The sequence below is a fragment of the Herbidospora galbida genome, from assembly GCF_005233835.1.
Lineage (GTDB): Bacteria > Actinomycetota > Actinomycetes > Streptosporangiales > Streptosporangiaceae > Herbidospora > Herbidospora galbida.
The window spans coordinates 1-22204 of record NZ_SZQA01000070.1 but is presented as its reverse complement, the minus strand read 5'-3'; the positions used below and the strand labels follow the sequence as shown (position 1 = coordinate 22204).

20 protein-coding genes are annotated in these 22204 nt (G+C 73.9%); 18 read left to right on the top strand and 2 right to left on the bottom strand.

The window, feature by feature from the left end:
• A partial coding sequence (locus FDA94_RS37420) for an AAA family ATPase (RefSeq protein ID WP_170991296.1) occupies positions 1–1063 on the bottom strand: 1063 nt, incomplete at its 3' end.
• Positions 1064–1338: 275 nt separating this feature from the next.
• Here FDA94_RS37420 and FDA94_RS37415 point away from each other — a divergent pair.
• The 7 genes from FDA94_RS37415 to FDA94_RS37385 are packed head-to-tail and all read left to right on the top strand — an operon-like array spanning position 1339 to position 9155.
• On the top strand, positions 1339–3849 hold the full coding sequence (locus FDA94_RS37415) for an RHS repeat domain-containing protein (RefSeq protein ID WP_137251761.1): 2511 nt from the start codon (positions 1339–1341) through the stop codon (positions 3847–3849).
• A 17-nt stretch (positions 3850–3866) separates the two neighbouring features.
• On the top strand, positions 3867–4271 hold the full coding sequence (locus FDA94_RS37410) for an allene oxide cyclase barrel-like domain-containing protein (RefSeq protein ID WP_137251760.1): 405 nt from the start codon (positions 3867–3869) through the stop codon (positions 4269–4271).
• Positions 4272–4275: 4 nt separating this feature from the next.
• On the top strand, positions 4276–5310 hold the full coding sequence (locus FDA94_RS37405) for a 3-oxoacyl-ACP synthase III family protein (protein ID WP_137251759.1): 1035 nt from the start codon (positions 4276–4278) through the stop codon (positions 5308–5310).
• On the top strand, positions 5307–7160 hold the full coding sequence (locus FDA94_RS37400) for an HAD-IIIC family phosphatase (RefSeq protein WP_137251758.1): 1854 nt from the start codon (positions 5307–5309) through the stop codon (positions 7158–7160). Before FDA94_RS37405 ends, FDA94_RS37400 begins: the two co-directional genes overlap by 4 nt.
• The gene (locus FDA94_RS37395; protein ID WP_137251757.1) at positions 7157–7384 is read left to right on the top strand and encodes an acyl carrier protein; all 228 of its coding nucleotides are present in this window, start codon (positions 7157–7159) and stop codon (positions 7382–7384) included. The genes FDA94_RS37400 and FDA94_RS37395 overlap by 4 nt, the downstream gene beginning before the upstream one ends.
• Positions 7381–8115, top strand: a complete 735-nt coding sequence (locus FDA94_RS37390; protein ID WP_137251756.1) for a 2-oxo acid dehydrogenase subunit E2 — start codon at positions 7381–7383, stop codon at positions 8113–8115. Before FDA94_RS37395 ends, FDA94_RS37390 begins: the two co-directional genes overlap by 4 nt.
• The gene (locus FDA94_RS37385) at positions 8112–9155 is read left to right on the top strand and encodes an alpha/beta fold hydrolase (RefSeq protein WP_137251755.1); all 1044 of its coding nucleotides are present in this window, start codon (positions 8112–8114) and stop codon (positions 9153–9155) included. The genes FDA94_RS37390 and FDA94_RS37385 overlap by 4 nt, the downstream gene beginning before the upstream one ends.
• Here the strand turns inward: FDA94_RS37385 and FDA94_RS37380 are convergent.
• Positions 9150–9803, bottom strand: coding sequence for a TetR/AcrR family transcriptional regulator (locus FDA94_RS37380; RefSeq protein WP_137251754.1), 654 nt, complete (start codon positions 9801–9803; stop codon positions 9150–9152). The two genes, FDA94_RS37385 and FDA94_RS37380, sit on opposite strands and share 6 nt — an antisense overlap.
• A gap of 79 nt (positions 9804–9882) precedes the next feature.
• Here FDA94_RS37380 and FDA94_RS37375 point away from each other — a divergent pair, with 79 nt between their 5' ends.
• The 11 genes from FDA94_RS37375 to FDA94_RS37325 all read left to right on the top strand — a co-directional run.
• Positions 9883–11313, top strand: coding sequence for a DHA2 family efflux MFS transporter permease subunit (locus FDA94_RS37375; protein ID WP_137251753.1), 1431 nt, complete (start codon positions 9883–9885; stop codon positions 11311–11313).
• Positions 11310–12317: an LLM class flavin-dependent oxidoreductase gene (locus FDA94_RS37370; RefSeq protein WP_137251752.1), complete on the top strand. Its 1008-nt coding sequence runs from the start codon at positions 11310–11312 to the stop codon at positions 12315–12317. Before FDA94_RS37375 ends, FDA94_RS37370 begins: the two co-directional genes overlap by 4 nt.
• Positions 12318–12370: 53 nt before the next feature.
• The gene (locus tag FDA94_RS37365) at positions 12371–14002 is read left to right on the top strand and encodes an ABC transporter substrate-binding protein (protein ID WP_137251751.1); all 1632 of its coding nucleotides are present in this window, start codon (positions 12371–12373) and stop codon (positions 14000–14002) included.
• On the top strand, positions 13999–14937 hold the full coding sequence (locus FDA94_RS37360; RefSeq protein WP_212735687.1) for an ABC transporter permease: 939 nt from the start codon (positions 13999–14001) through the stop codon (positions 14935–14937). The genes FDA94_RS37365 and FDA94_RS37360 overlap by 4 nt, the downstream gene beginning before the upstream one ends.
• Positions 14934–15782: an ABC transporter permease gene (locus tag FDA94_RS37355; protein WP_137251750.1), complete on the top strand. Its 849-nt coding sequence runs from the start codon at positions 14934–14936 to the stop codon at positions 15780–15782. Before FDA94_RS37360 ends, FDA94_RS37355 begins: the two co-directional genes overlap by 4 nt.
• Positions 15779–17371 carry a dipeptide ABC transporter ATP-binding protein gene (locus tag FDA94_RS37350; RefSeq protein WP_137251749.1) on the top strand — a complete coding sequence of 531 codons (1593 nt, stop codon included), beginning with the start codon at positions 15779–15781 and terminating at the stop codon, positions 17369–17371. Before FDA94_RS37355 ends, FDA94_RS37350 begins: the two co-directional genes overlap by 4 nt.
• 34 nt (positions 17372–17405) lie before the next feature.
• A complete protein-coding gene (locus FDA94_RS37345) occupies positions 17406–18545 on the top strand; it encodes an acyltransferase family protein (RefSeq protein ID WP_137251748.1) in 1140 nt (379 codons plus the stop codon).
• Complete coding sequence (locus tag FDA94_RS37340; protein ID WP_137251747.1) at positions 18542–19723, top strand: cytochrome P450; 1182 nt, start codon at positions 18542–18544, stop codon at positions 19721–19723. Before FDA94_RS37345 ends, FDA94_RS37340 begins: the two co-directional genes overlap by 4 nt.
• Positions 19724–19749: 26 nt before the next feature.
• On the top strand, positions 19750–19941 hold the full coding sequence (locus FDA94_RS37335; RefSeq protein WP_062349583.1) for a ferredoxin: 192 nt from the start codon (positions 19750–19752) through the stop codon (positions 19939–19941).
• Positions 19942–19943: 2 nt separating this feature from the next.
• A complete protein-coding gene (locus tag FDA94_RS37330; protein ID WP_137251746.1) occupies positions 19944–20804 on the top strand; it encodes an alpha/beta hydrolase in 861 nt (286 codons plus the stop codon).
• 53 nt (positions 20805–20857) lie between these two features.
• A partial coding sequence (locus tag FDA94_RS37325) for a beta-ketoacyl [acyl carrier protein] synthase domain-containing protein (RefSeq protein WP_137251745.1) occupies positions 20858–22204 on the top strand: 1347 nt, incomplete at its 3' end.

The window sequence follows — 22204 nt, the reverse complement described above, 5'->3', positions numbered from 1 at the left end:
CGGCCCTGCGGTGCGCCGCCGATCGCCGGCAGGGGTCGATGGCGGCGTACAGGGCGAGCCGGACGAGCGGGTGGCGGAAGGTGAGCCTGCCGGGGCTGCCGGGGAGGGCCCTGATCAGGTCGCGCCGCCCGAGTTCGGTCAGCACCCGGCAGGCGACGTCGCGGTCGACCCCGGCCACGGCCGCCACGGCCGGGAGGTCGAGGACGTCGCCGAGCACGGCCGAGGCGTCGAGCACCGTCCGGGCCTCGCCCGGCAGCAGCTCGGTCTCGGCGAGCAGCCGGGCGCCGAGGCTGCCGCGCGCCCAGGGGCCGCCGCCGTCGTCGTCGGCCGGGCGGTCGGCCAGCGCCGTCAGGTAGAGCGGGTTGCCCATCGCGTCGTCGTGCAGGTCCCTGATCAGGGCGTGTTCGACGCCGTCGAGCAGCCGGGCCGACTGCCCGTAGCTCAGCGGGCCGAGCGCGACGGAGGCGACGCCGCCCAGGTCGAGCACCGAGCGCAGCCGGACCGGCGACTGGCGCGGGCGGTGGGCGACGACGGTGGTCAGCGGGCCGTCGACGGGACGCCGGATGAGCATCTCCAGCAGCGCGACGGAGAGCGGGTCGGCCCAGTGGAAGTCGTCGAGCAGCAGCAGCACGTCGCCGGGCACGGCGGCCAGGCAGTCGGCCAGCCCCCGGCGCACCGTGACGAAGAGCTGGTGGCGGCCGGCGAACGAGGCGGTCTCGGCCTCCCCGGCCCCGCCGAGCACGTCGATGAGCGTCGCGGCGGCGGGCACGATGCGGCCCCCGGGGCCCCGCCAGGTGGCCAGGGCCTGGAGGAAGGGGTGGAAGGGCTGTTCGGCGCCCGCCTCGGAGCAGCGGCCGGACAGCACCGTGACGCCGTCTCCGCGGGCCTCCCTGGCGAGGCCGCCGAGCAGCCACGACTTGCCCGCGCCGGGATCGCCGGTCAGTTCGGTGACCAGGCCGTGGCGGTCGCGCGCGGCCCGGACGAGATGGGTCAGGCGGTCGAACTCCATGTCTCTGACGAGGGCGGGGCGCCGGATCTCATGAGCACGAGCGGTGACCGTCATCTTCGCGGAAGCCTCCCCAGGCTTCTATACAAAACCTACTGGAATTAGGGAATAGCATAACCAACCATCGCCACCCACCCGATTAGCGCGCCATCGGAATAGACGTTTAGTCACCGTCCGGAATCGCCGCGCCGGAGCTCCGGCGCCCCCTGACCGGGCACGACACATCCCGGCAAAATGCCGTGAACCGGATTCTGGGGGCGTTAAGTCCCGCTTTAGAAGCGGGGCCAAAGATGAGGCTCGCCATACCGGCCCATTCGAGGGGTGAGCAGCCTGTGTCCACATTCCGGGACGTCCACGCCCGCCACGCGGTTCGGCGCATCCCCCTCGGCGACGCCGCCGAGGTGCTGGTCGACCTGCGCGACGGCACGCCGGTCGTCCGCTGGCTGGACCTGGTGGTGCCCGGCACCCGCGCCCACCTGCGGCTGGTCAGGGAGTACCGGGGAGACTCCCGGCACGAGGCCGGGCTCGGCCCGGGCTGGCGGCTCGACCCCGCGCCGGTACGCGGCCCTGCGGGCGAACCCGTCGTCGTCGACGACCAGGGCCGCGTCGTCACCCTGCACCTCGACACCGGCGGACTGATCACGAAGATCGTCGACCCGCTGGGCGCGCAGGCCGCCGTCTTCCTGTACGACCTGGCCGGCCGCCCCGTCCGGCACACCGACGCCGCCGGGGCCACGACCGTGTTCCGCTGGGACGACGACGACCGCCTGACCGGCGTCGAGGACCCCGCCGGCGGCGCCCTGACCTTTACCTACGAGGGCCGGGCGGTGACCGCGCTCGACTGGGGCGTCGGCCGGCTCACCTTCGCCTACTCCCCCGGCCGCACGACGGTGACCGACGCCGCCGGGCGGGTGACCGTCCACGACTTCGACGGGCGCGGCCGGCTGACCGGGCTCGGCGACGGACGCCGCTGGGCCTGGACCGACGACGACCTCCTCCGCGAGGAGACCGACGCCCTCGGCGGCGTCGTCACCCGCGAGCACGACCACGAGGGCCGGCTCACCGCCCTGCGGCTGCCGACCGGGGAGAAGAGCGGCGCGGAGTACGGGCCGCAGACCGTCCTGCGCGATCCGGCCGGCCGTGAGCTGCGGCTCGACATCGACGACCAGGGCCGCCCGGTGCGCGCCCTGGTGCCCGGCCGGGACGAACCCCTCGACATCCGCACCTACCACCCGGTGCACGGACGCCCCCTGACGTTCACCGACGGCAACGGCCACACCACCTCCTTCGGCTACGACCCCGCCGGGAACCTGACCTCGGTCACCCCGCCCGCGCCGCTCGGCCCGGTCCGGTACGCCTACGACGGCCTGTCGCGGATCGCCGGGGTCACCGGCGGCGACGGCCGTACGGTCGGCTACCGGCACGACCACGCCGGACGCCTGGCCGAGGTCGTCGACGAGGCGACCGGCACGGTCCTGGCCTCGTTCTCCCACGACGGGCTCGGCCGGGTCACCCGCCGCTCGGGCCCCGGCTGGTCGTACGCCCACACCTGGACCCCGACCGGCCGAGGCCCCCGGATCTCCCGGTCCGTCCGCACCGCCGACGGCGAACCGGACGAGGTGGTGCGCTACGACCACTCCCCCGACGGCGACCTGCTCGCCGTCACCACCCCCGGCGGCATCACGGCGTACGCCTACGACGAGAACGGCCGCCCCGCGACGGTCACCACCCCGGCCGGGCACGTCGCCCGGCTCACCCACGACGCCGCCGGCCGGTTGGTCCGGGTGGACCTGGGGGCGGCCGTACAGGAGATCGAGCACGACGCGTCGGGCCGCCGCACCGCGCTCACCGTGCGCGGCCCGGACGGGCGACCGCGCCTGGCCGCCCGCTACGCCTACGAGGGCGGCCTGCTGCGCACCGCCGAGATCGACGGCGCGACCGTCGAGTACGCCTACGACGGGCTCGGCCGCCTGGTCGCGGCGGGCGGGACCGAGTACGCCTACGACCGCGCGCACAACCTGGTCAGGCTGGGCGAGATCGCCTTCACGCTGAACGCGGCCGGGCAGGTGACCCGCTTCGGCGACACCGGCTTCACCTACGACGGCGCGGGCGACTTCGTCGAGGAGGTCAACCCGACCGGCTCGTTCGCCTACAGCCCGACCCACCAGACCCTCACCGGCGTCTTCGGCGGGATCCGGGTCGTCGACGTCTCCTACGACGGCCTCGACCAGCGCGCCCCGCGCCGCATCACCGAGACCACCGTCGACGGCCGGACCGTCACCCACGTGCTGACCTGGTCGGAACTGGGGCTGCTCCGCGTCGTCGACGACGGAGCGCCCACCGACCTGGTCCGCTCCCCCGGCGGGACGCCGCTCGCCCTGACGGCCCCGGGGGGAGACCACCACTGGATCGTGACCGACCACCAGGGCTCGGTGCTGGCCCTGATCGGCGCCGACGGCGAGCTCACCGCCCGCTACCGCTACACCCCCCACGGCGCCGTCACCGCCGAAGGCCCGGCCGCCGCCCTGAACCCGCTGCGCTTCCTGGGCGCCTACCAGCTCCTGCGCAGCGCGCACGTCCTCGACGACCACCTCTACAACGGCTACTGGGGCCGCTTCACCCAGCCCGACCCGCGCCGCCGCGCGTACGCGCCCTACACCTTCCGTGACAACGACCCCGTCAACACCGGAACCCCGGCCAGGCACGACTTCTGGGCCGTGCTGAGCGGTCACCCGGTGGAGCGCTTCTTCCCGGGCCCGCCGGAGCCTCCCCTGCCGGAGTGCGCGGGCGACCGCATCCCCCTGATCGCGGGCGAGCCCCCGGCCCGCTTCCCCCTGGACTGACGAGAGAGGACCTCATCATGGCCGAGCAGATCGTGATCCGCGCGCCCAAGGAGATCGTGGTGAAGGTGGTCGACGACGTCACGGTCGCCGACCCGCAGATCGGGCAGACCGGCACGTTCGACGACGAGATCTACGACGAGGACGGCAACCTCCTGGGCACCTCCCACGGCTCGTTCAGAATCGAGTACGTGCGCCCCGGCGACGGCGGCCTGATGACCTACTACACCGAGGACATCACCCTGACCGACGGCACCATCCACGCCGAGGGCTGGGCCGACTTCAACGACGTGCGGACCAGCGAGTGGGTCTACTACCCGGCCACCGGCACCGGCGGCAGGTACGAGGGCCTCACCGGGTTCCGCACCTGGCGCATGACGGGCGTGCGGGCCTCGGCAGAGGCGCGCATCCTGCTCGCCGGCTGAGCCGATGCACATCCTCTCGGCCGCCTCGGCGCTGCCCGGCCCGCCCGTCGACAACGCCGCGCTGGCCCGGCGCTTCGGCATGGACGCGCTGTGGGAGCAGTGGGTGGAGGCGTTCATCGGCACCGGCGCCCGCCACCTCGCGCTCGACCTGGAGTCGGGCAAGGTCACCACGACCCTGGCCGACCTGGCCGCCGACGCCGGGGCCCGCGCCCTGGCGGCGGCGGGCGTGACGGCGGGCGAGGTGGACGCCGTCGTGCTGGGCACCGCGACTCCCGACCGCCTGATGCCGGCCACCGTGAACGTGGTGGCCGACCGGCTCGGCATCGACCAGGTGCGCACCTTCCAGCTGCAGTCGGGCTGCTCGGGGGCCGTCCAGGCGCTCGACGTGGCCCGGCAGCTGCTGCTGGCCGGGGAGACCGGCACGGTGCTGGTGCTCGGCGGCGACGTGATCGCGCGCTTCTACGACGTGACCCGCGACCTGACCAGGGCGGCCCCGGCCGAGCTGGTCAACTACGTGCTGTTCGGCGACGCGGCGGGCGCGGCCGTGGTGTCGGCGGACCCCCGGCCCGGATCGGCGCAGGTGCGGGCGCTGTTCACCCGCCTGGTCGGCCTGGGCCGGGAGCCCGGCGCGGTGCTGGAGTGGTTCGGCCCGGCCGACCGCCACACCGACGGTCACCACGACCGCCCGGCCGCGACCGAGGACTACAAGGCGATCGAGAAGCACGTCCCGGAGATGACCGAGGAGGTGCTCCTGGAGCTGCTGCGCGCCGTCGGCTGGACCGACCGCGACGTCGACCTGGTGCTGCCGCCGCAGCTCTCGGGCCGGATGACCCGGCTCATCACCGACCGGCTGGCGCTGCCCGCCGCCCGTGAGGTCTCGGTCGTCGACCACGCGGGCAACTGCGGCAACGCCATCGTCTTCCTGCAGCTGGAGCGGGCGCTGACGGAGATCTCCCCCGGCGAGCGGGCGATCGGGGTGTCCATCGAGTCGAGCAAGTGGATCAAGGCCGGGTTCGCGCTGGAAGGGGGCGCGTCGTGAGCGACCTCCCACCGGCCGCGGAGTGGCCGTCGGTGCGGGGGCTGCTGGCGGAGCTGCCCGACGACGCGCTGCCGCGCGCCGGCCGGTTCCTGGCCCGGCTCGACCCCGCCGAGGTGCTCGCCGCCCATCCGGCCACGCCTCTGGTCTCCCTGTACGTCACGGGGCACGGCACCCTCGCCGCGCTGCGCCCGGCGCTGACCGTGGAGCTGGCCCGGCACGGCCTGCTGGCCGCGATCACGCTCGCCGACTTCGACGCCTGGGTCCGCGACCTGGCCGACCCGGGCAGCGACCTCTACGCGACCCTCGGGAAGGCCGACGGCCCGGCGTTCGCGCTGGCGGTGCTCGGCCCCGAGATCGTCGCCGCCGAACTGCCCCTGCCCTGGCGGGCCGACGACGCCGCCCGGGTGCTCGACGCGAAGATCGAGCTGATCGAGAAGCTCGCCGGGACGTTCGCGGCGACCGCGAACGGGGCCACGCTGGTGCTCAACACGCTCCCGCTGCCCCGGGAGCTGACCGCCCAGCTGCTGGACCGGCGCGACCGGGCCGCCCTCGGCGCGGCCTGGCGGGAGGCCAACGCGCGGCTGCTGCGGCTCGACCGCCCCGAGGTGGCCGTCGTCGACCTCGACCCGCTGCTCGCCGAAGGGGTGTGCGCCCGCGACCCCCGCCAGAGCGTCTACGCCAAGGCCCACCTGACCGACGACCTGCTCGCGGCGTACGCCCGCGAGGCCGCCCACCTGGCCCGGCAGGCCGCCGGAGCGGCCAAGAAGGTGCTCGTGCTCGACCTGGACGAGACCGTCTGGGGCGGCGTGCTCGGGGAGGTCGGGCCGGAGGGCGTCGAGGTGGCCGAGGGCTACCGGGGCGAGGCGTTCACCCGGTTCCAGCGGGTGGTCCGGCAGCTCGGCTCGCAGGGCGTGCTGGTGGCGGCGGTCAGCAAGAACGACCCCGGGCCGGTGGCCGGGGTGCTGCGCGACCACCCCGGGATGACGCTGCGGGACGGCGACTTCGTCCAGGTGCGGGCCAACTGGCGGCCCAAGCACGACAACCTGGCCGAACTCGCGGCCGACCTCAACCTGGGCGCCGACAGCTTCGTGTTCGCCGACGACAGCCCCTTCGAACGCGGCCTGGTGCGCCGCGAACTGCCCGGCGTCGCCGTGGTCGACCTCACCGACGAGCCGGCGCTGCACGTCGCGGCGCTGCTGCGGGACGGCTGGTTCGACGTGCCCCGGCTCACCTCGGAAGACCTGGCCCGCCCGGCCCGCTACCGCGAGGAGGACGCCCGGCGCGGCTTCCTGGAGAGCTTCGACTCCCTCGACGGCTACCTGGCCGAACTCGGCACCGAGGTGCGGCTCGCGCCCGCCGCCCCCGCCCAGCTCGACCGGGTCTCCCAGCTCACCCTGCGCACCAACCAGTTCAACCTGACCACCCGGCGGCTGTCGCCGGCCGAGGTGCGCGACCTGGCGGGCGACCCGGACGCCCGGGTGCTCGCCATCGCCTCCGCCGACCGGTTCGGCGAGCACGGCCTGGTGGGCGCGGTGCTGCTGCGCCGCGACGGCGGGGTGCTGCGGGTGGAGAACTTCCTGCTGAGCTGCCGGGTGTTCGCGCGCGGCATCGAGCAGGCGGTGCTGGGCGCGGTGCTGGAGCACGCCCGCCGCTCGGCCGCCCGCGAGGTGCGGGCCGCCTACCGGCGTACCGCCAAGAACGGCAGGGTGGCCGGCTTCTATCCGGAGGCCGGGTTCGCGACCGTCCACGCCGACGAGGCGGGGGCCGAGTTCCGGCACGACCTGACCCGGCCGCCGGAACCGGTGCCGCACATCCGCCTCAGCGCCGATTTCGGAGGACAGCAACCATGATTTCCGTCGAGGAGTACGTCACGCTGCTGCGCGACGAACTGGCCCTCCCGGTCACCGAGGACGACCTCGGCCGGTCGCTCGACACGGTCGACGCGTGGGACTCGGTGCACCTGCTCACGCTCTGCACGCTGCTGGAGCGCCAGACGGGCCGGCCGCTGCCGTTCGCCCGGGTGCTGGAGGCCCCGAGCCTGGCGGCCGTCTACGCACTGGCCACCGCGTCATGACGGGCGTCCCGTTGTACCGGGAGCGGCGGCACACGCTGTTCTTCCTGGAGGTCATCAGGGACTTCTCCCCCGTCTTCCTCGACACCGAGGTCGACATGACCCGGGTGCTGGCGCACCGCGCCGTCAACGGCCACGCGATCACCGCCTACGTCCTGCACGCCGCCGGGCGGGTGCTGGCCAAGCACCCGGAGGCCAACGCCGCGATCCAGGGACGGCTCCGCCCCCGGGTGGCCCGCTACCCGTTCGTCAGCGGCAAGGTGACCCTCGACCGCACGCTCAACGGCCGGCGGGTCGTGCTCGGCACGGTCGTGCCGAACCTCCACGAGGCCGCCATCGCCGACATCCACGCCCACCTGACGCGGGTGCGCCAGGGCGACCCGGAGAAGCTGAAGGACTTCGAGGGGGTCAGGCGGCTGCACGCCGCGCCCTGGGCCCTCGGCCGGCGGAGATTCCGCAAGGCCGCCTCGTCGCTGAGCCTGCGCCCCCACCTGACCGGGACCTTCGCGGTGACCTCGCTCGGCCACCGGGCGGTCGACTCCTTCCACTCGGTCGGCGGCACCACCACCACGTTCGGCGTCGGCCGGATCACCGACCGGGTCGTGGTGCGGGACGGGGCGCCGGCCGTCGCGCCCGTGATGCGGCTCAGCCTCTCCTTCGACCACCGCGTGATCGACGGCGCCGAGGCGGCCGACGTGCTGACCGAGGTGAAAGAGGCTCTGGAGAACCTATGACCTACCTGGACGAGCTGAAGAACTACGTGATCGCGCACGCCCGCTCGCAGGGCATGCCGCCCGAGCACTCGGCGGCGATCCTGGCCCGGGTCGACGACGACGAGTCGTGGGTGCGCGAGTGGAGCGCCGAGGGCGACCGGCTGGCCGCGGACGACCGGCTGCCGGAGGCCAACGCCCACTACATCATGGCCCGCTTCCCCTATGCCGACGGCCCGGCGCGGCAGGAGGCCGCCGCCCGCAGCCGCGCGGTCTTCGACCGGTGGCGGGCCGGCTTCCCGGCGATCAGGCCGCTGGAGGGCCCCGCCCCCGGCTGGACGGTCGGCCTGGACGCCCCCGAGCCCCGGCCGCTGCTGGTGCTGACCGGCGGCATCATCTCGGTCAAGGAGCAGTGGGCGGCGGTGCTGCCGCAGCTCGACGCGCTGGGCTTCGCCGGGATCGTCACCGAGATGCCCCGGGTCGGCGAGAACCCGGTGCCCTACGACGCCGACGCCTGGCGGTTCTTCCCCGCCCTGCTCGACGCCGTCGAGGGCCGCGCCGACACCGGCAGGACCTACCTGCTGGCGCTGAGCTTCAGCGGCCACCTGGCGCTGCGCGCCGCCCTGCACGACGACCGGATCAGGGGCGTCGTGGGCGCGGGCGCGCCGCTGCGCCACTTCTTCACCGACGAGACCTGGCAGGCGAACGTGCCGAGGGTCACCACCGAGACGCTGGCCCACCTCACCGGGGCCGGCCCCGACAAGGTCTACGCGCTGATCCGCGACTGGGCGCTGACCCCGGAGGAGCTGTCGGCGCTGCGGATCCCGGTCGCCCACGTGACGAGCCTGCGCGACGAGATCATCCCGCCCGCCGACGCCGCCCTGCTGCGCGAGCGGGTGCCCGGGGTGCGGGTGCTGGAGCACGACGACGTGCACGGCGCGCCGTCGTCGTTCGCGCAGACCCGGCTGTGGACGCTGCTGTCGGTGCTGCGCATCCACGGCGGCTTCGCGCCCCAGCGGTTGGCCCTCACGAAGGAGTTCTCGAAGCTCCGGTACGCCTCATGACCCGGACGACGACCCGAACGCGCGGAGGAAGGTGTCGACCCCCGCGACGGCGACCTTCTCGGCGTCTCGGGAGTCGAGCGGGCGGGAGCCGAACGTGCTCAGCGTCGGGAGCTCCTCGTAGACCAGGGCGATGAACTGGTTGGCCGCCCTGACCGGGTCTTCGATGCGGAGGTGGCCGGCGTTGGCCAGCCGCGCCAGCCGCCCGGCCAGCGCCTCGATGAACTGGTCGGGGCCGCTGGCCCTGACCTGGTCGAACAGGTCGGGGAAGCGGACCGCCTCGGCGTAGAGGAGGCGGCGGACGGCCTGCGACTGCTCGTCGGTGTAGCAGGCCACCAGCTTGCCCGCGACGTCTTCGAGGCCGGGGCGCAGCCCGTCGGCCTCGCCGGGGAAGGACTCGAGAACCTCCATCGTCTTGCCGTTGGCCCGCGCCGCGGTCTCGGTCATGACGTGGCGGAACAGGTTCTCCTTGGAACCGAGGTGGTTGTAGATGGTCGGCTTCGCCACCCCGGCCTCGGCGGCGATCATGTCGAGGCTCGCCTGCGCGTAGCCGACGCGGGCGAACACCCGTAGCGCGGCCTCCACGATGGCCCGGCGTTTGTCCAGCCGCCCTCGGTCGGAGGTCGATTTCTCGGTGTCGCCAACGCTCATTTCGCCATGCTACCGTCCCAGGCAGGTAATTGAACTCCCCAGTTCATTTTCACTGTCTCCCCGGTTCAAAGGAGTTGTCATGTCAGGCACGGCCCGGCTCGACCGCGCGCTGCTCACGCTGATAGGCGTGATGGTGCTCGGCGGGATGATGTCCTACCTCGACGCGACGATCGTCAACGTCGGGATCAGCACGCTGACCGCCGAGTTCGAGGCGACCCTGGCCACGATCGAGTGGGTCACCACCGGCTACCTGCTCGCGGTCGCGCTGGCCATCCCGCTGGCCGGGTGGGCGACCGTGCGCTTCGGCGCCAAGCGCATGTGGCTGCTCGGCCTGACCGTGTTCCTGGCCGGGTCGACGCTGTCGGCCTTCGCCTGGAACGCCGAGAGCCTCATCGCGTTCCGGATCCTGCAGGGCTTCGGCGGCGGCATGGTCGACCCGATCATGATGACCGTCGTCGCGGGTGCGGCCGGTCCGGCCCGCATCGCCCGCGTGATGGGCCTCATCTCCATCCCGATCACGCTCGGCCCGGTCGTCGGCCCCATCGTCGGCGGCCTGATCCTCGACAACCTCAGCTGGCAGTGGATGTTCCTGGTCAACATCCCCTTCGCCCTCGCCGCGATCGTGCTGGCCGTCGTCGTCCTGCCGGCCGACCCGCCCGGCGGCGCCGCGCCGCTCGACTGGATCGGCGTGTTCACCCTGTCGCCCGGGTTCGCCGCGCTCGTCTTCGCGCTGTCGCGGGCCGGCGCCGAGGGCTTCGGCAGCACGTCGGTGGTGATCGGCCTGGTCGTCGGCCTGGCGCTGTTCGCCGCCTACATCGTCCACGCGCTGCGCACCACCGGCACGCCGCTGCTCGACCTGCGGCTGTTCCGCAGCAAGGGGTTCAGCGCCAGCGTGACCACCATGTTCCTCATCGGCGGTGGCCTGTTCTCGCTGCTGTTCCTGTTGCCGCTCTACTACCAGGAGGTTCGCGGCGAGTCGATCCTGGCCTCGGGCCTGCTGCTGGCCCCGCTCGGGCTCGGCACGCTCATCGGCATGCCGATCGCGGGCAACCTGGCCGACAAGCTCGGCGCGCGGCGGCTGGTGCCCGTCGGCGCGCTGCTCATCGGGCTCGGGGCGCTGGTGTTCACCTCGTCCGACGCGGGCACCTCGCAGCTGCTGCTGACCGGCGCCCAGCTCGCCGCCGGGTTCGGCCTCGGCCTGGTCGGCGCGCCGACGATGGGGTCGGTCTACCGCACGGTGCCCGGCGACGCGGTGGCCGGGGCGACCGGCGCGGTCTTCATCCTCAACCAGATCGGCGCCTCGCTCGGCATCGCCGTCGTGGCGCTCATCCTCCAGGGCGGCGGCGCGCACACCGCGCCCACCCCCGCCACGTTCGGCAACGCGTTCTGGTGGCCCGTGGCCGCCGCGGCCGTGGTCTTCGTCGCCGGGCTGCTGCTGCCGGGCAAGCCCGAGGCGGCCCCCGCCGAGCCCGTCTCCGCACCGGCGCCCTCCGAAGGAGCCCTGTCATGACCCTGCCCCTCTCCGTCCTCGACGTCGTCCCGGTCTTCGAGGGCGGCTCGGCCACCCAGGCGTTATCCGACACCGTCGCCTTCGCCCCGAAGGCCGAGGAGCTGGGCTACCTGCGCTACTGGGTGGCCGAGCACCACAGCACCACCAGCCTGGCCACCTCCGCCCCGGCCGTGCTGGCCGGGCGGCTGGCGGCGGCGACCACGACCCTGCGGGTGGGGTCGGGCGGGGTGCTGCTGCCCAACCACGCCCCGCTCGTGGTGGCCGAGCAGTTCGGCACCCTGGAGGCGCTCTACCCGGGCCGGATCGACCTCGGGCTCGGCCGGGCCCCCGGCACCGACCCGCGCACCGCCAGGGCGCTGCGCCGCTCGCCCGAGGGCGCCGCCGACTTCGCCGGCGAGATCGGCGAGCTCCGCGGCTACTTCGCGCCGGCCGACCGGTCGACCGGCATCGTCGCCGTGCCGGCCGCCGACGCGCGGCCCGACCTGTGGGTGCTCGGGTCGAGCCCCGGCAGCGGCGCGCTCGCCGGGTCGCTGGGGCTGCCCTACGCGTACGCGCACCAGATCAACCCGCGCGACACGGCGCAGGCGCTGGCCGCCTACCGGAACGCGTTCCGGCCCTCGGCCGACCTCGACCGGCCGCGCGCCCTGATCGCGGCGCTGGTCACCGTGGCCCCCACCGACGACGAGGCGTTCACCACGGCCTCCTCCTACCTGCTCGGCAAGGTCCTGATGCGCACCTCGCCCCACTTCGACGTGTTCCCGGCGGCGGCGCGGGCGGCGGCGCACCGCTGGTCGGCGGCCGAGCGGGAGTTCGTGCAAGCCATCGTCGAGCCGCAGCTCATCGGCAGCGTCGAGACGGTGGCCGGCAAGCTCGACCGGCTGATCGGGGAGACCGGCGCCGACGAGCTGATGGCGCTGACCGTGGTGCCGTCGCAGGACGACCGGCTGCGGTCGTTCCGGCTGCTGGCCGAGGCGGCGGAGATCGTGGTTTCAGCCCCGCTTTAGCGGCACTCCCGATAGTGCGAACGATTGCACCATCGAACGTATCTGGAGTTCGCATGCCTCCATCACGTGCCGTACTGGCGGCCGCCGTCCTTATCGCCCTCGCCGCGTGCGGCACGCAGAACACCGGCGGGGGTGGCGGCGGCCAGGCGGCCGAACCCGCCGCCTCCGGCAGCCTGACCCACGCGGTCAACGAGGAGCCCGACTGCTGGGACCCGCACGTCAGCGCGCAGGACGTCACCTCGTTCCTGCAGCGCCCGGTCTACGACTCGCTGGTCTACCAGACGCCCGACGGCGCCCTGGAGCCGTGGCTGGCCACCAAGTGGGAGATCAGCCCCGACAGCAAGACCTACACCTTCACCCTGCGCGAGGACGTCGTCTTCCACGACGGCGCCAAGCTCGACGCCGAGGCGGTCAAGGCCAACTTCGACCACATCACCGCCAAGGAGACCAACTCCCAGTACGCGGCCGGGCTGCTCGGGCCGTACAAGGGCGTGTCGGTCGTCGGCCCCTACCAGGTGAAGGTCGAGTTCGACCGGCCCTACGTGCCGTTCCTCCAGGCCGCCAGCACCACGGCGCTGGGCATCGCCTCCCCCGCCACGCTGAAGGCCGGGTCGGACAAGCTGTGCGCCGCCGGTGACGGCTCGGTCGGCTCCGGCCCCTTCAAGTCGGGCGCCTACGTGCGCGGCCAGGAGCGGACGTACACGAAGAACGCCGACTACGACTGGGCGCCCAAGAGCGCCGGGCACACCGGGCCGGCCCGCCTCGACACCCTCAAGGTCCGGTTCATCAGCGAGGCGGCCACCCGGGTCGGGGCGCTGACCTCGGGCCAGGTCGACACCGCGAGCGCGATCCCGGCCAACCAGCTCGGGCTGCTCAAGGCCGACTCACGGCTGCAGGTGCTCGACAAGCAGGTGCCCGGGGCGGTCAACGCCTTCTACCTGAACACCAAGGGCGCGCTGTTCTCCGACGTGCGGGTGCGCCAGGCCTTCCAGCGGGCCATCGACATCGACACGCTCGTGAAGTCGGTGTTCCAGGGCCTCTACCAGCGCGCCTGGAGCCCGCTGTCGCCGACCACCCCGGCCAGCTACGACGCCTCGCTGGAGAACACCTGGCCGACCGACCCGGCGCTGTCGGCCAAGCTGCTCGACGAGGCCGGCTGGACCGGCCGCGACGCCGACGGCTACCGCACCAAGGACGGCAAGCGGCTCACCGTGGTCGCCCCGATCTACGGCGAGGCGAGCACGTTCTCGCAGGCGGTGCAGGGCGACCTGAAGAAGTCGGGCATCTACCTGGAGCTGCTCGCCTCGACCGACGCGATCGAGATCGGCGGCCGCCTCGACGAGGGCCGCTACGACGTGGTCGAGCTGTCGTGGGCGCGCGGCGACGGCGACATCCTGAGCCACTTCTTCTTCTCCGACCAGACGTCCAAGAACAGCGGGCACAACTTCGCCCAGGTCACCGACCCCGAGGTCGACAAGTGGCTGACGGCGGCGCAGACCGCCCAGGATCCGGCCCAGCGCGCCGCCGAGTACGCCAAGGCGCAGAAGTGGGCGATCGAGAACGCGGTGGTGGTGCCGACCTACGTCGACACGCAGAACCTCGGCGCCAGCAAGAAGGTGCGCGACCTGCGGCTGAGCATCTCGGCGCACCCCGAGTTCTACGGCGCCTGGGTCGAGGCCCCGTGAGAGGTGTCCTGACCCGGCTGGTGAGCGCGGCCCTCGTCGTGTGGGCCGCGGCCACCTGCGCCTTCCTGGTGCTGCAGCTCATCCCGGGCGACCCGGTCTACGCCATCGTCGGCTCCGACGCCCTGGTCTCCGAGGAGCAGCACGAGCGGATCCGCGCGGAGTTCGGCCTCGACCAGCCGCTCGTGGTGCAGTACCTGAACTACGTCGCGCGGCTGGCGACCTTCCGGTTCGGCGACTCCTACCAGCTCCAGCAGCCGGTGGCGACGGTGCTGGCCGACCAGCTCTGGCCGACCGTGCAGCTCGCGCTGGCGGCCACCGCGCTGGCCCCGCTCCTGGCGGTGCTGGTGGCGGTGGCCACCTCGGGCCGGCGGAACTGGCCGCGCCGGGTGGCGGCCGCGGTGGAGCTGGTGGTGGTGTCGACGCCGTCGTTCTGGCTCGGCATCATGCTGCTGACGATCTTCTCGTTCCGGCTGGGCTGGCTGCCGGTGTCGGAGGCCGGCGGGGTGGCGTCGCTGGTGCTGCCCACGATCACCCTGGCGCTGCCGATCGCGGCCGTGCTGACCCAGGTGATGCGCGAGGGCCTGCTCGCCGCGCTCGACCAGCCGTTCGCGGTGACCGCGCGGGCGCGCGGCGTGCCCGAGACGGCGGTGCGCTACCGGCACGCGCTGCGCCATTCGGCGCTGCCGGCGCTGACCATGGCGGGCTGGTTCACCGGCACCCTGCTGGGCGGCGCGGTGATCGTCGAGAACGTGTTCGCCCGGCCCGGCATCGGGCGGATCACCCTCCAGGCGGTCGGCGACCGCGACCTGCCGGTCGTGCAGGGTGTGGTGGCGCTGTCGGCGGTGGTGTTCGTCGCGGTCAGCGTGCTGGTCGACGTCCTGTACGCCGTCGTCGACCCCCGCCTGCGCCGGACGACGGGGGTGCAGGCGATATGACCGTCCAGGCACTCGCGGGGCCGGCGCCGCTGACACGCCGGGTCGGGCCGGCCGTGCTGCTGTCGGGGGCGTTCCTGGTGCTCCTCCTCGTGGCCGCCGCCGTCCCCGGCCTGCTCGCCGGGGACGACCCGACCGCGACCGACCCGCTGGCCACCTTCCTGCCGCCCGACGGCGCCCACCTGTTCGGCACCGACCAGCTCGGCCGCGACGTCTTCACCCGCGTCGTGCACGGCGCCCGCCACTCGCTGGCCATCGGCGCGGCGGCCACCGTCGGCGGGCTCTTCATCGCCGTGGTGTGGGGCCTGCTGGCGGCGCTGTCGGGCCGGTTCGGCGACGCGGTGCTGATGCGGGTCGCCGACGCCCTGCTGGCGTTGCCCGGCCTGCTGCTGGCCCTGCTCGTGGTGCTGATCACCGGCAAGGGCGTGGTCGGCGCGACGCTCGCGGTGGCCGTGGGCATCGCGCCCGGCTTCGCCCGGGTGGTGCGCGCCCAGGCGCTCGTGGTGCGCCGGTCGGGATACGTCGAGGCGGCGATCGGGCTGGGCGTGCGCCGGCCGCTGGTGGTGCTGCGGCACGTGCTGCCCAACACGTTCGGGCCGCTGCTGGTGCTGGCCACCGTCACGCTCGGGGTGTCCATCTCCACGGGCGCGGCGCTGAGCTACCTCGGCCTCGGCGCGCAGCCGCCGACGCCCGAGTGGGGGGCGATGCTCACCGAGAGCCAGGGCTTCCTCCACCTGGCCTGGTGGGCGGCGCTGTTCCCGGGGCTGATGCTCGTCCTCACCGTCATCGCGGTGACCGTCGTCGGTCGCCACGCCCAGAACCGATCCGAGGGACGGTACGCCTCATGAGTCTCGTCGAGGCCACAGACCTCAACGTCCGGTTCGCCTCCGGCCGGGTGCACGCCGTGCGCGACGCGTCGCTGCGGCTGGAGCCGGGCCGGTGCCTGGCCCTGGTCGGCGAGTCGGGCTCGGGCAAGTCGGCGCTGGCCCGCTCGCTCCTCGGGCTGGCCGGGCCGACCGCCATGGTGACCGCCGGGGGGCTGCGGATCGCCGGGCAGGACGCCCAGGGCTTCGGCCCGCGCGAATGGCGCAGGGTGCGCGGCCGGCACATCGGGCTCGTCTCCCAGGACGCGCTGGTCGCCCTCGACCCGCTGCGCCCGATCGGCGCCGAGATCACCGAGTCGCTGCTGGCGCACCGCACCGTGCCCCGGAGCGCGGCCCGCGAGCGGGTGGTCGGCCTGCTCACCCGGGTCGGCGTGCCCGAGCCGGAGGAGCGCGCCCGCCAGTACGTCCACCAGCTCTCGGGCGGGCTGCGCCAGCGCGCCCTCATCGCCTCGGCCATCGCCGCCGAACCGGGGATCCTGATCGCCGACGAGCCGACCACCGCGCTCGACGCCGCCGTGCAGGCGCGGGTGCTGGCCCTGCTGAACGAGCTGAAGGAGCAGGGCACCGGGCTGCTGCTGATCTCCCATGACCTCGCCGTGGTGGAGGCGCTGGCCGACGAGGTGGCGGTGATGCGGCACGGCGTGATCGTCGAGACCGGCCCGACCGACCGGGTGCTCGACGATCCGCGGCACGCGTACACGAAGGAACTGCTCGCCGCCGTGCCGGGCAGCCGGCCCCGCGCGGTCCGCGAGCCGGTCGACGCCGGGGAAGCGCCGCTGCTGACGGTCACCGGAGTGGTGAAGCGGTTCGGGGGCCGCACGGCGGTGGCGGGCGTCGACTTCACGCTGCGGCCGGGCGAGACGCTCGGGCTGGTGGGCGAGTCGGGCTCCGGCAAGACGACGCTGGCCCGGGTCGTGCTCGGGCTGGCCCGGCCCGACGAGGGGACGGTGCTGCTCGACGGGGACCCCTGGTCCGGCGTGCCCGAACGGGCCCGCCGGACGCGGCGGCACACGATCCAGCTCGTCCCGCAGGACCCGCTCAGCGCCGTCGACCCCCGCTGGCCGGTGTCGCGGATCGTCGGCGAGGCGCTGGCCGCGACCGGCGTGCCCCGCGCCGAGCGCGCCGGCCGCACGGTGGTCCTGCTGGAGCGGGTCGGGCTGACCGCCGACCTGCTCGACCGGCGGCCCGCCGCGCTGTCGGGCGGCCAGCGCCAGCGGGTGGCCATAGCCCGCGCCCTGGCGCCGAAGCCCCGGCTGCTGGTGTGCGACGAGCCGGTGTCGGCGCTCGACGTGTCGGTGCAGGCGCAGGTGCTCGACCTGCTGCGCCGGCTGCAGGAGGAGCTGGGGCTGGCGACCCTGTTCATCTCCCACGACCTGGCCGTGGTCCGCGAGGTCTGCGACCGGGTGATGGTGATGAAGGACGGCGTCGTCGTCGAGTCGGGGCCGGTCGAGGACGTGTTCGCGGGGCCCGTCCACCCGTACACGAAGTCGCTTCTGGACGCGGTGCCACGACGGGCCCGCACCGCCCGCGAACCCGCACAAGAACGGCTTTAGACCCGCCCAATAACGCGCTGCGAGCCTCACTCTCATGACCAGCTCACCAGAACAGACCCGCGGCGCACGGCTCCCGTCGCTGACCGGGCTGCGCTTCCTCGCGGCGCTGCTCGTGTTCGCCTTCCACACCACCTGGCAGACCAAGTTCGTCGACACCCCGGTCTTCGAGAGCGCCGGCTTCTACGGCGTCACCTTCTTCTTCGTGCTCAGCGGGTTCGTGCTGACCTGGTCGGCACGGCCCGGCGACACGCCGCCGAAGGTGTGGCGGCGGCGGCTGGTGAAGATCTTCCCCAACCACCTCGTCACGTTCGTCGTGGCCGGAGTGCTGATGCTGCTGACCGCGCAGGCGTTCACCACCACCGGCACCCTGGCCAACCTGTTCCTGCTCCAGGCGTGGATCCCCGACCTCACCGTGCCGAACACGATGAACTCGGTGAGCTGGTCGCTGTCGTGCGAGCTGTTCTTCTACCTGACCTTCCCGTGGATCCTGCGGCTGCTGAACCGCTTCTCGGCCCGCGCGCTGTGGATCACGGCGGGCGCGCTGGTGGCCGTGACGCTGCTCGTGCCGCTGGTGTCGATCTACCTGATCGGCGGCCAGCCGCTGCCGTTCATCTCCGACGGCACGCTCTCGTTCGAGCAGATCTGGTTCGTGTACTTCTTCCCGCCGGTCCGGGCGGCCGAGTTCGTGCTGGGCGTGGTGGCCGCGCGGCTGGCCCTGGAGGGCTCGTGGCCTCGGCTCGGGCTGGCGCCCGCGCTGCTCATCGCGGTCGGCGGCTACGTCGTGCAGGCGAACGTGCCCTACCTGTGGGGCATCGCCGGCACGGCGGCCATCTGGCTGACGCCGCTGGTGGTGGCCGCCGCCCAGGCCGACCTGGAGCTCACCCGGTCGCCGTTCCGGGGGCGGGCGCTGGTGCGGCTCGGCGAGTGGTCGTTCGCGTTCTACATGGTGCACGGGCTGACCGTCACCTACCTGCACCGCTACCTCGTCGACGGGCGCGACCTGACGCCGCTCGCGGGAGCGGGACTGCTGGTGCTGGCCCTCGGGGTGGCGCTGGTGCTGGCCTGGGCCCTGTTCAGGTTCGTGGAGACCCCGGCGGTGAAACGGTTCAGCGTGTCGCAGCCCCATCGGACCCCGGCGCCCGCGCCGAAGCCCCTTCAGGAGGCGGCGGAATGACTCTTCTGCCCGAATACCCGCAGGCCCGCGGCTGCCCCTTCCAGCCCGCGTCCGGATACGCCGACTACGAACCCGTGTCGAAGGTGCGGCTCTACAACGGCCGTGAGGTGTGGGCGGTGACCGGGCACGCCGAGGCGCGGCAGGTGCTGCTCGACCCGGGCACCTACTCCTCCGACCGGGTCCACCCCCACTATCCGGCGCTGGCGCCCCGGTTCGAGTCGGCCCGCAAGGTGCGCAACTTCATCGGCATGGACCCGCCGGAGCACACCGTGCAGCGGCGCATGCTGCTGTCGAGCTTCACCGTGAAGAAGACCAACGCGCTGCGGCCCCGCATCCAGACCCTGGTCGACGGGCTCATCGACGAGATCGAGGCCAAGGGACCGGTCGCCGATCTGGTGCCCGACTTCGCGCTGCCGGTGCCCTCGATCGTCATCTGCGAACTGCTCGGGGTGCCGTACGCCGACCACGCGTTCTTCGAGCACCAGTCGCGGCGGGTGGTCACCGGCAGCACCACCCTGGAGGAGAGCGCCGACGCGTTCGCGCAGCTCAAGGCCTATCTCGACGACCTGATCCAGCGCAAGCAGCGGGAGCCGGGCGACGGGCTGCTCGACACCCTGATCGCCGAGCAGGTCGGGACGGGCGGGCTGACCCGGGCCGAGCTGGTGGACATCGCGCTGCTGCTGCTCGTGGCCGGCCACGAGACCACCGCGAGCGCCATCGCGCTCGGCGTCGTCACCCTGCTCGAACACCCCGACCAGCTGGCCGCGCTGCGGTCGGACCCCCGGCTGCTGCCGACGGCGGTCGAGGAGCTGCTGCGCTTCATGGCCATCGCCGACGGCATCGCCCGGTTCGCCACCGCCGACGCCGACCTGGCGGGCCACCGGGTGCGGGCCGGCGACGGGGTCGTGGTCGTCATCGCCACCGCCAACCGCGACGGCGAGGCGTTCCCCTCCCCCGCCGCGTTCGCGGTCGACCGGGGCGCGCGGCACCACGTGTCGTTCGGGCACGGCGTCCACCAGTGCATCGGCCAGAACCTGGCGCGCGCCGAGATGGAGATCGCGCTCGGCACGCTCTTCCGCAGGCTGCCCGGCCTGCGGCTGGCCAGGGACCTCGCCGACCTGCCGATCAAGGAGGCGGGCGGCGTCCAGGGTGTCTGGGAACTGCCCGTCACCTGGTGAACAGGAACGGTGAACAGGAGTCGCACATGCGTATCAGCGCCGACCAAGGACGCTGCCTGGGCGCGGGACAGTGCGTGCTGTCCGCGCCCGACCGCTTCGACCAGTCCGAGCTCGGGCTGGTCGAAGTGCTCGATCCGGAGGTGCCGGAAGGGGACGAGAAGCGCTTCCGGGACATCCTCGACCTCTGCCCGTCACAGGCCCTGTCACTGGAGGCGTGACCATGCCGATCAGCGGAACCCTCACCGACGCCGTCGCCGACCGCGCCGGGACCCGCCCGCAGCCGCTGGCCGCGCTGCCGGAGTTCGACTCCGTGGACGTGAGCGAGCCCGCCGCGCCGGTGCACGTCCGCGTCTACCGTCCGCGCGGCGTGGCCGGGCCGCTGCCCGCGACGCTGTGGCTGCACGGCGGCGGGTTCGTGCTCGGGAACGTCGACCACGTCCACCAGGCGGCGGCGCAGGCGGCGACCTACGCCTCCGCCGTGGTGGTGGCGGTCGGCTACCGGCTGGCGCCCGAGCACCCCTACCCGGCCGGGCTGGAGGACTCCTACGCGGCGCTCGAATGGCTGGCCGCCGAGGCCGGGGCGCTGGGGGTGGACGCCGGCCGGCTCGGCGTGGCCGGAGCGAGTTCCGGAGCGGCGCTGGCCACGGGCGTGGCGCTGCTGGCCAGGGACCGGGGCGGGCCTCCGCTGGTCTTCCAGCACCTGGCGACGCCCGCCCTCGACGACCGGCTCGACACCGCGTCCATGCGCACCCTGACCGACGCGCCCATCTGGAACCGGGGGCTGGCCCTGGAGAGCTGGCGGCTCTACCTGGGCGGTGAGGCCGCGTCGGCGTATTCGGCCCCGGCGCGGGCGGAGGATCTGTCGGGCCTGCCCCCGGCCTACATCTCGACGGCGGGCCTCGACCCGCTCCGCGACGAGGGCATCCTCTACGCGCTGCGCCTGGCCCAGGCCGGGGTGCCCGTCGAGCTGCACAACTACCCGGGGTTCTACCACGCCTTCGGCGGGCCCGACCGGCCGGCCGAGCAGCAGCGGATCGCCGTGGAGCATCTGGCGGCGCTGAAGCGCGGGCTGTGGCCATGACGCTTTAGATCGCATCAAGGCCTTCCTTAGCGGTTCCGGCCAAGCTGCGTTGTATGTCCGACTCCCACACCAGCACCCCCATCGCCGTCATCGGCCTGGCCTGCCGGCTGCCGGGCGCGGCGGACCCCGACTCCTTCTGGCGGCTGCTGTCGGAGGGGCGCGACGCGGTCGGCGCCGCCCCCGCCGGGCGCGGCCTGGGCGAGGCGCGCGGGGCCTACCTCGACGAGGCCGACCGCTTCGACGCCGCCTTCTTCGGCATCTCGCCGAAGGAGGCGGCGGCGATGGACCCGCAGCAGCGGCTCCTGCTCGAACTGGGCTGGGAGGCCCTGGAGGAGGCCGCCATCGTGCCCGCCTCGCTGGCGGGCAGCCGGACCGCCGTCTTCGCCGCCGCCCTCTGGGACGACTACGCCACCCTCCACCACCTGAGCGGCGCGCGGCCCGGCCGGCACGCGATGACCGGCCTGAACCGGGGCGTCCTGGCCAACCGGCTCTCCTACGTGCTGGGCCTGACCGGGCCGAGCCTGACCGTCGACGCGGCGCAGTCGTCGTCGCTGGTCGCGGTGCACCTGGCGAGCGAGAGCCTGCGCCGGGGCGAGTCGGACCTGGCCCTGGTCGGCGGGGTGAACCTGATCCTGTCGCCCGACAGCGGGGCGCGCAGCGCCGGGTTCGGCGCCCTGTCGCCGGACGGCCGCTGCTTCACCTTCGACGCCCGCGCCAACGGCTACGTGCGCGGCGAGGGCGGGGTGGCGGTGCTGCTCAAGCCGCTGGACCGCGCGCTGGCCGACGGCGACCGCGTCCACGCGGTGCTGCTCGGCGGCGCGGTCAACAACGACGGCGCCTCGGCCGGGCTGACCGTGCCCGACCGGGCCGCCCAGGAAGCGGTGATCAGGGCCGCGCACACCCGCGCCGGGACCGCGCCGGACGACGTCGGCTACGTGGAGCTGCACGGCACCGGCACGCCGGTGGGCGACCCGATCGAGGCGGCGGCGCTGGGGGCCGCCCTCGGCTCCGCCCGCCCGCTGCTGGTGGGGTCGGTGAAGACGAACGTGGGCCACCTGGAGGGCGCGGCCGGGCTGACCGGGCTGCTGAAGACGGTGCTGGCCGTCCGGCACCGGCGGGTGCCCGCGAGCCTGAACTTCCGCGACCCGAACCCGGCCATCCCCCTCGACGACCTGGGCCTGCGGGTGGCGACCGAACCGGTGGCCTGGCCGCTGGAGGGGCGCGCGGTGGCGGGGGTGAGCTCGTTCGGCATGGGCGGGACCAACGCCCACGTCGTGGTGGCGGAGCCGCCCGTCCCGGGTGACGCGCCCGCCGCCGGCGAGCCTGACGGGCGGGAGCCGCTGCCGTTCGTGGTCTCCGGGCGGGACGCGGCGGCGCTGCGGGCCCAGGCCGGGCGGCTG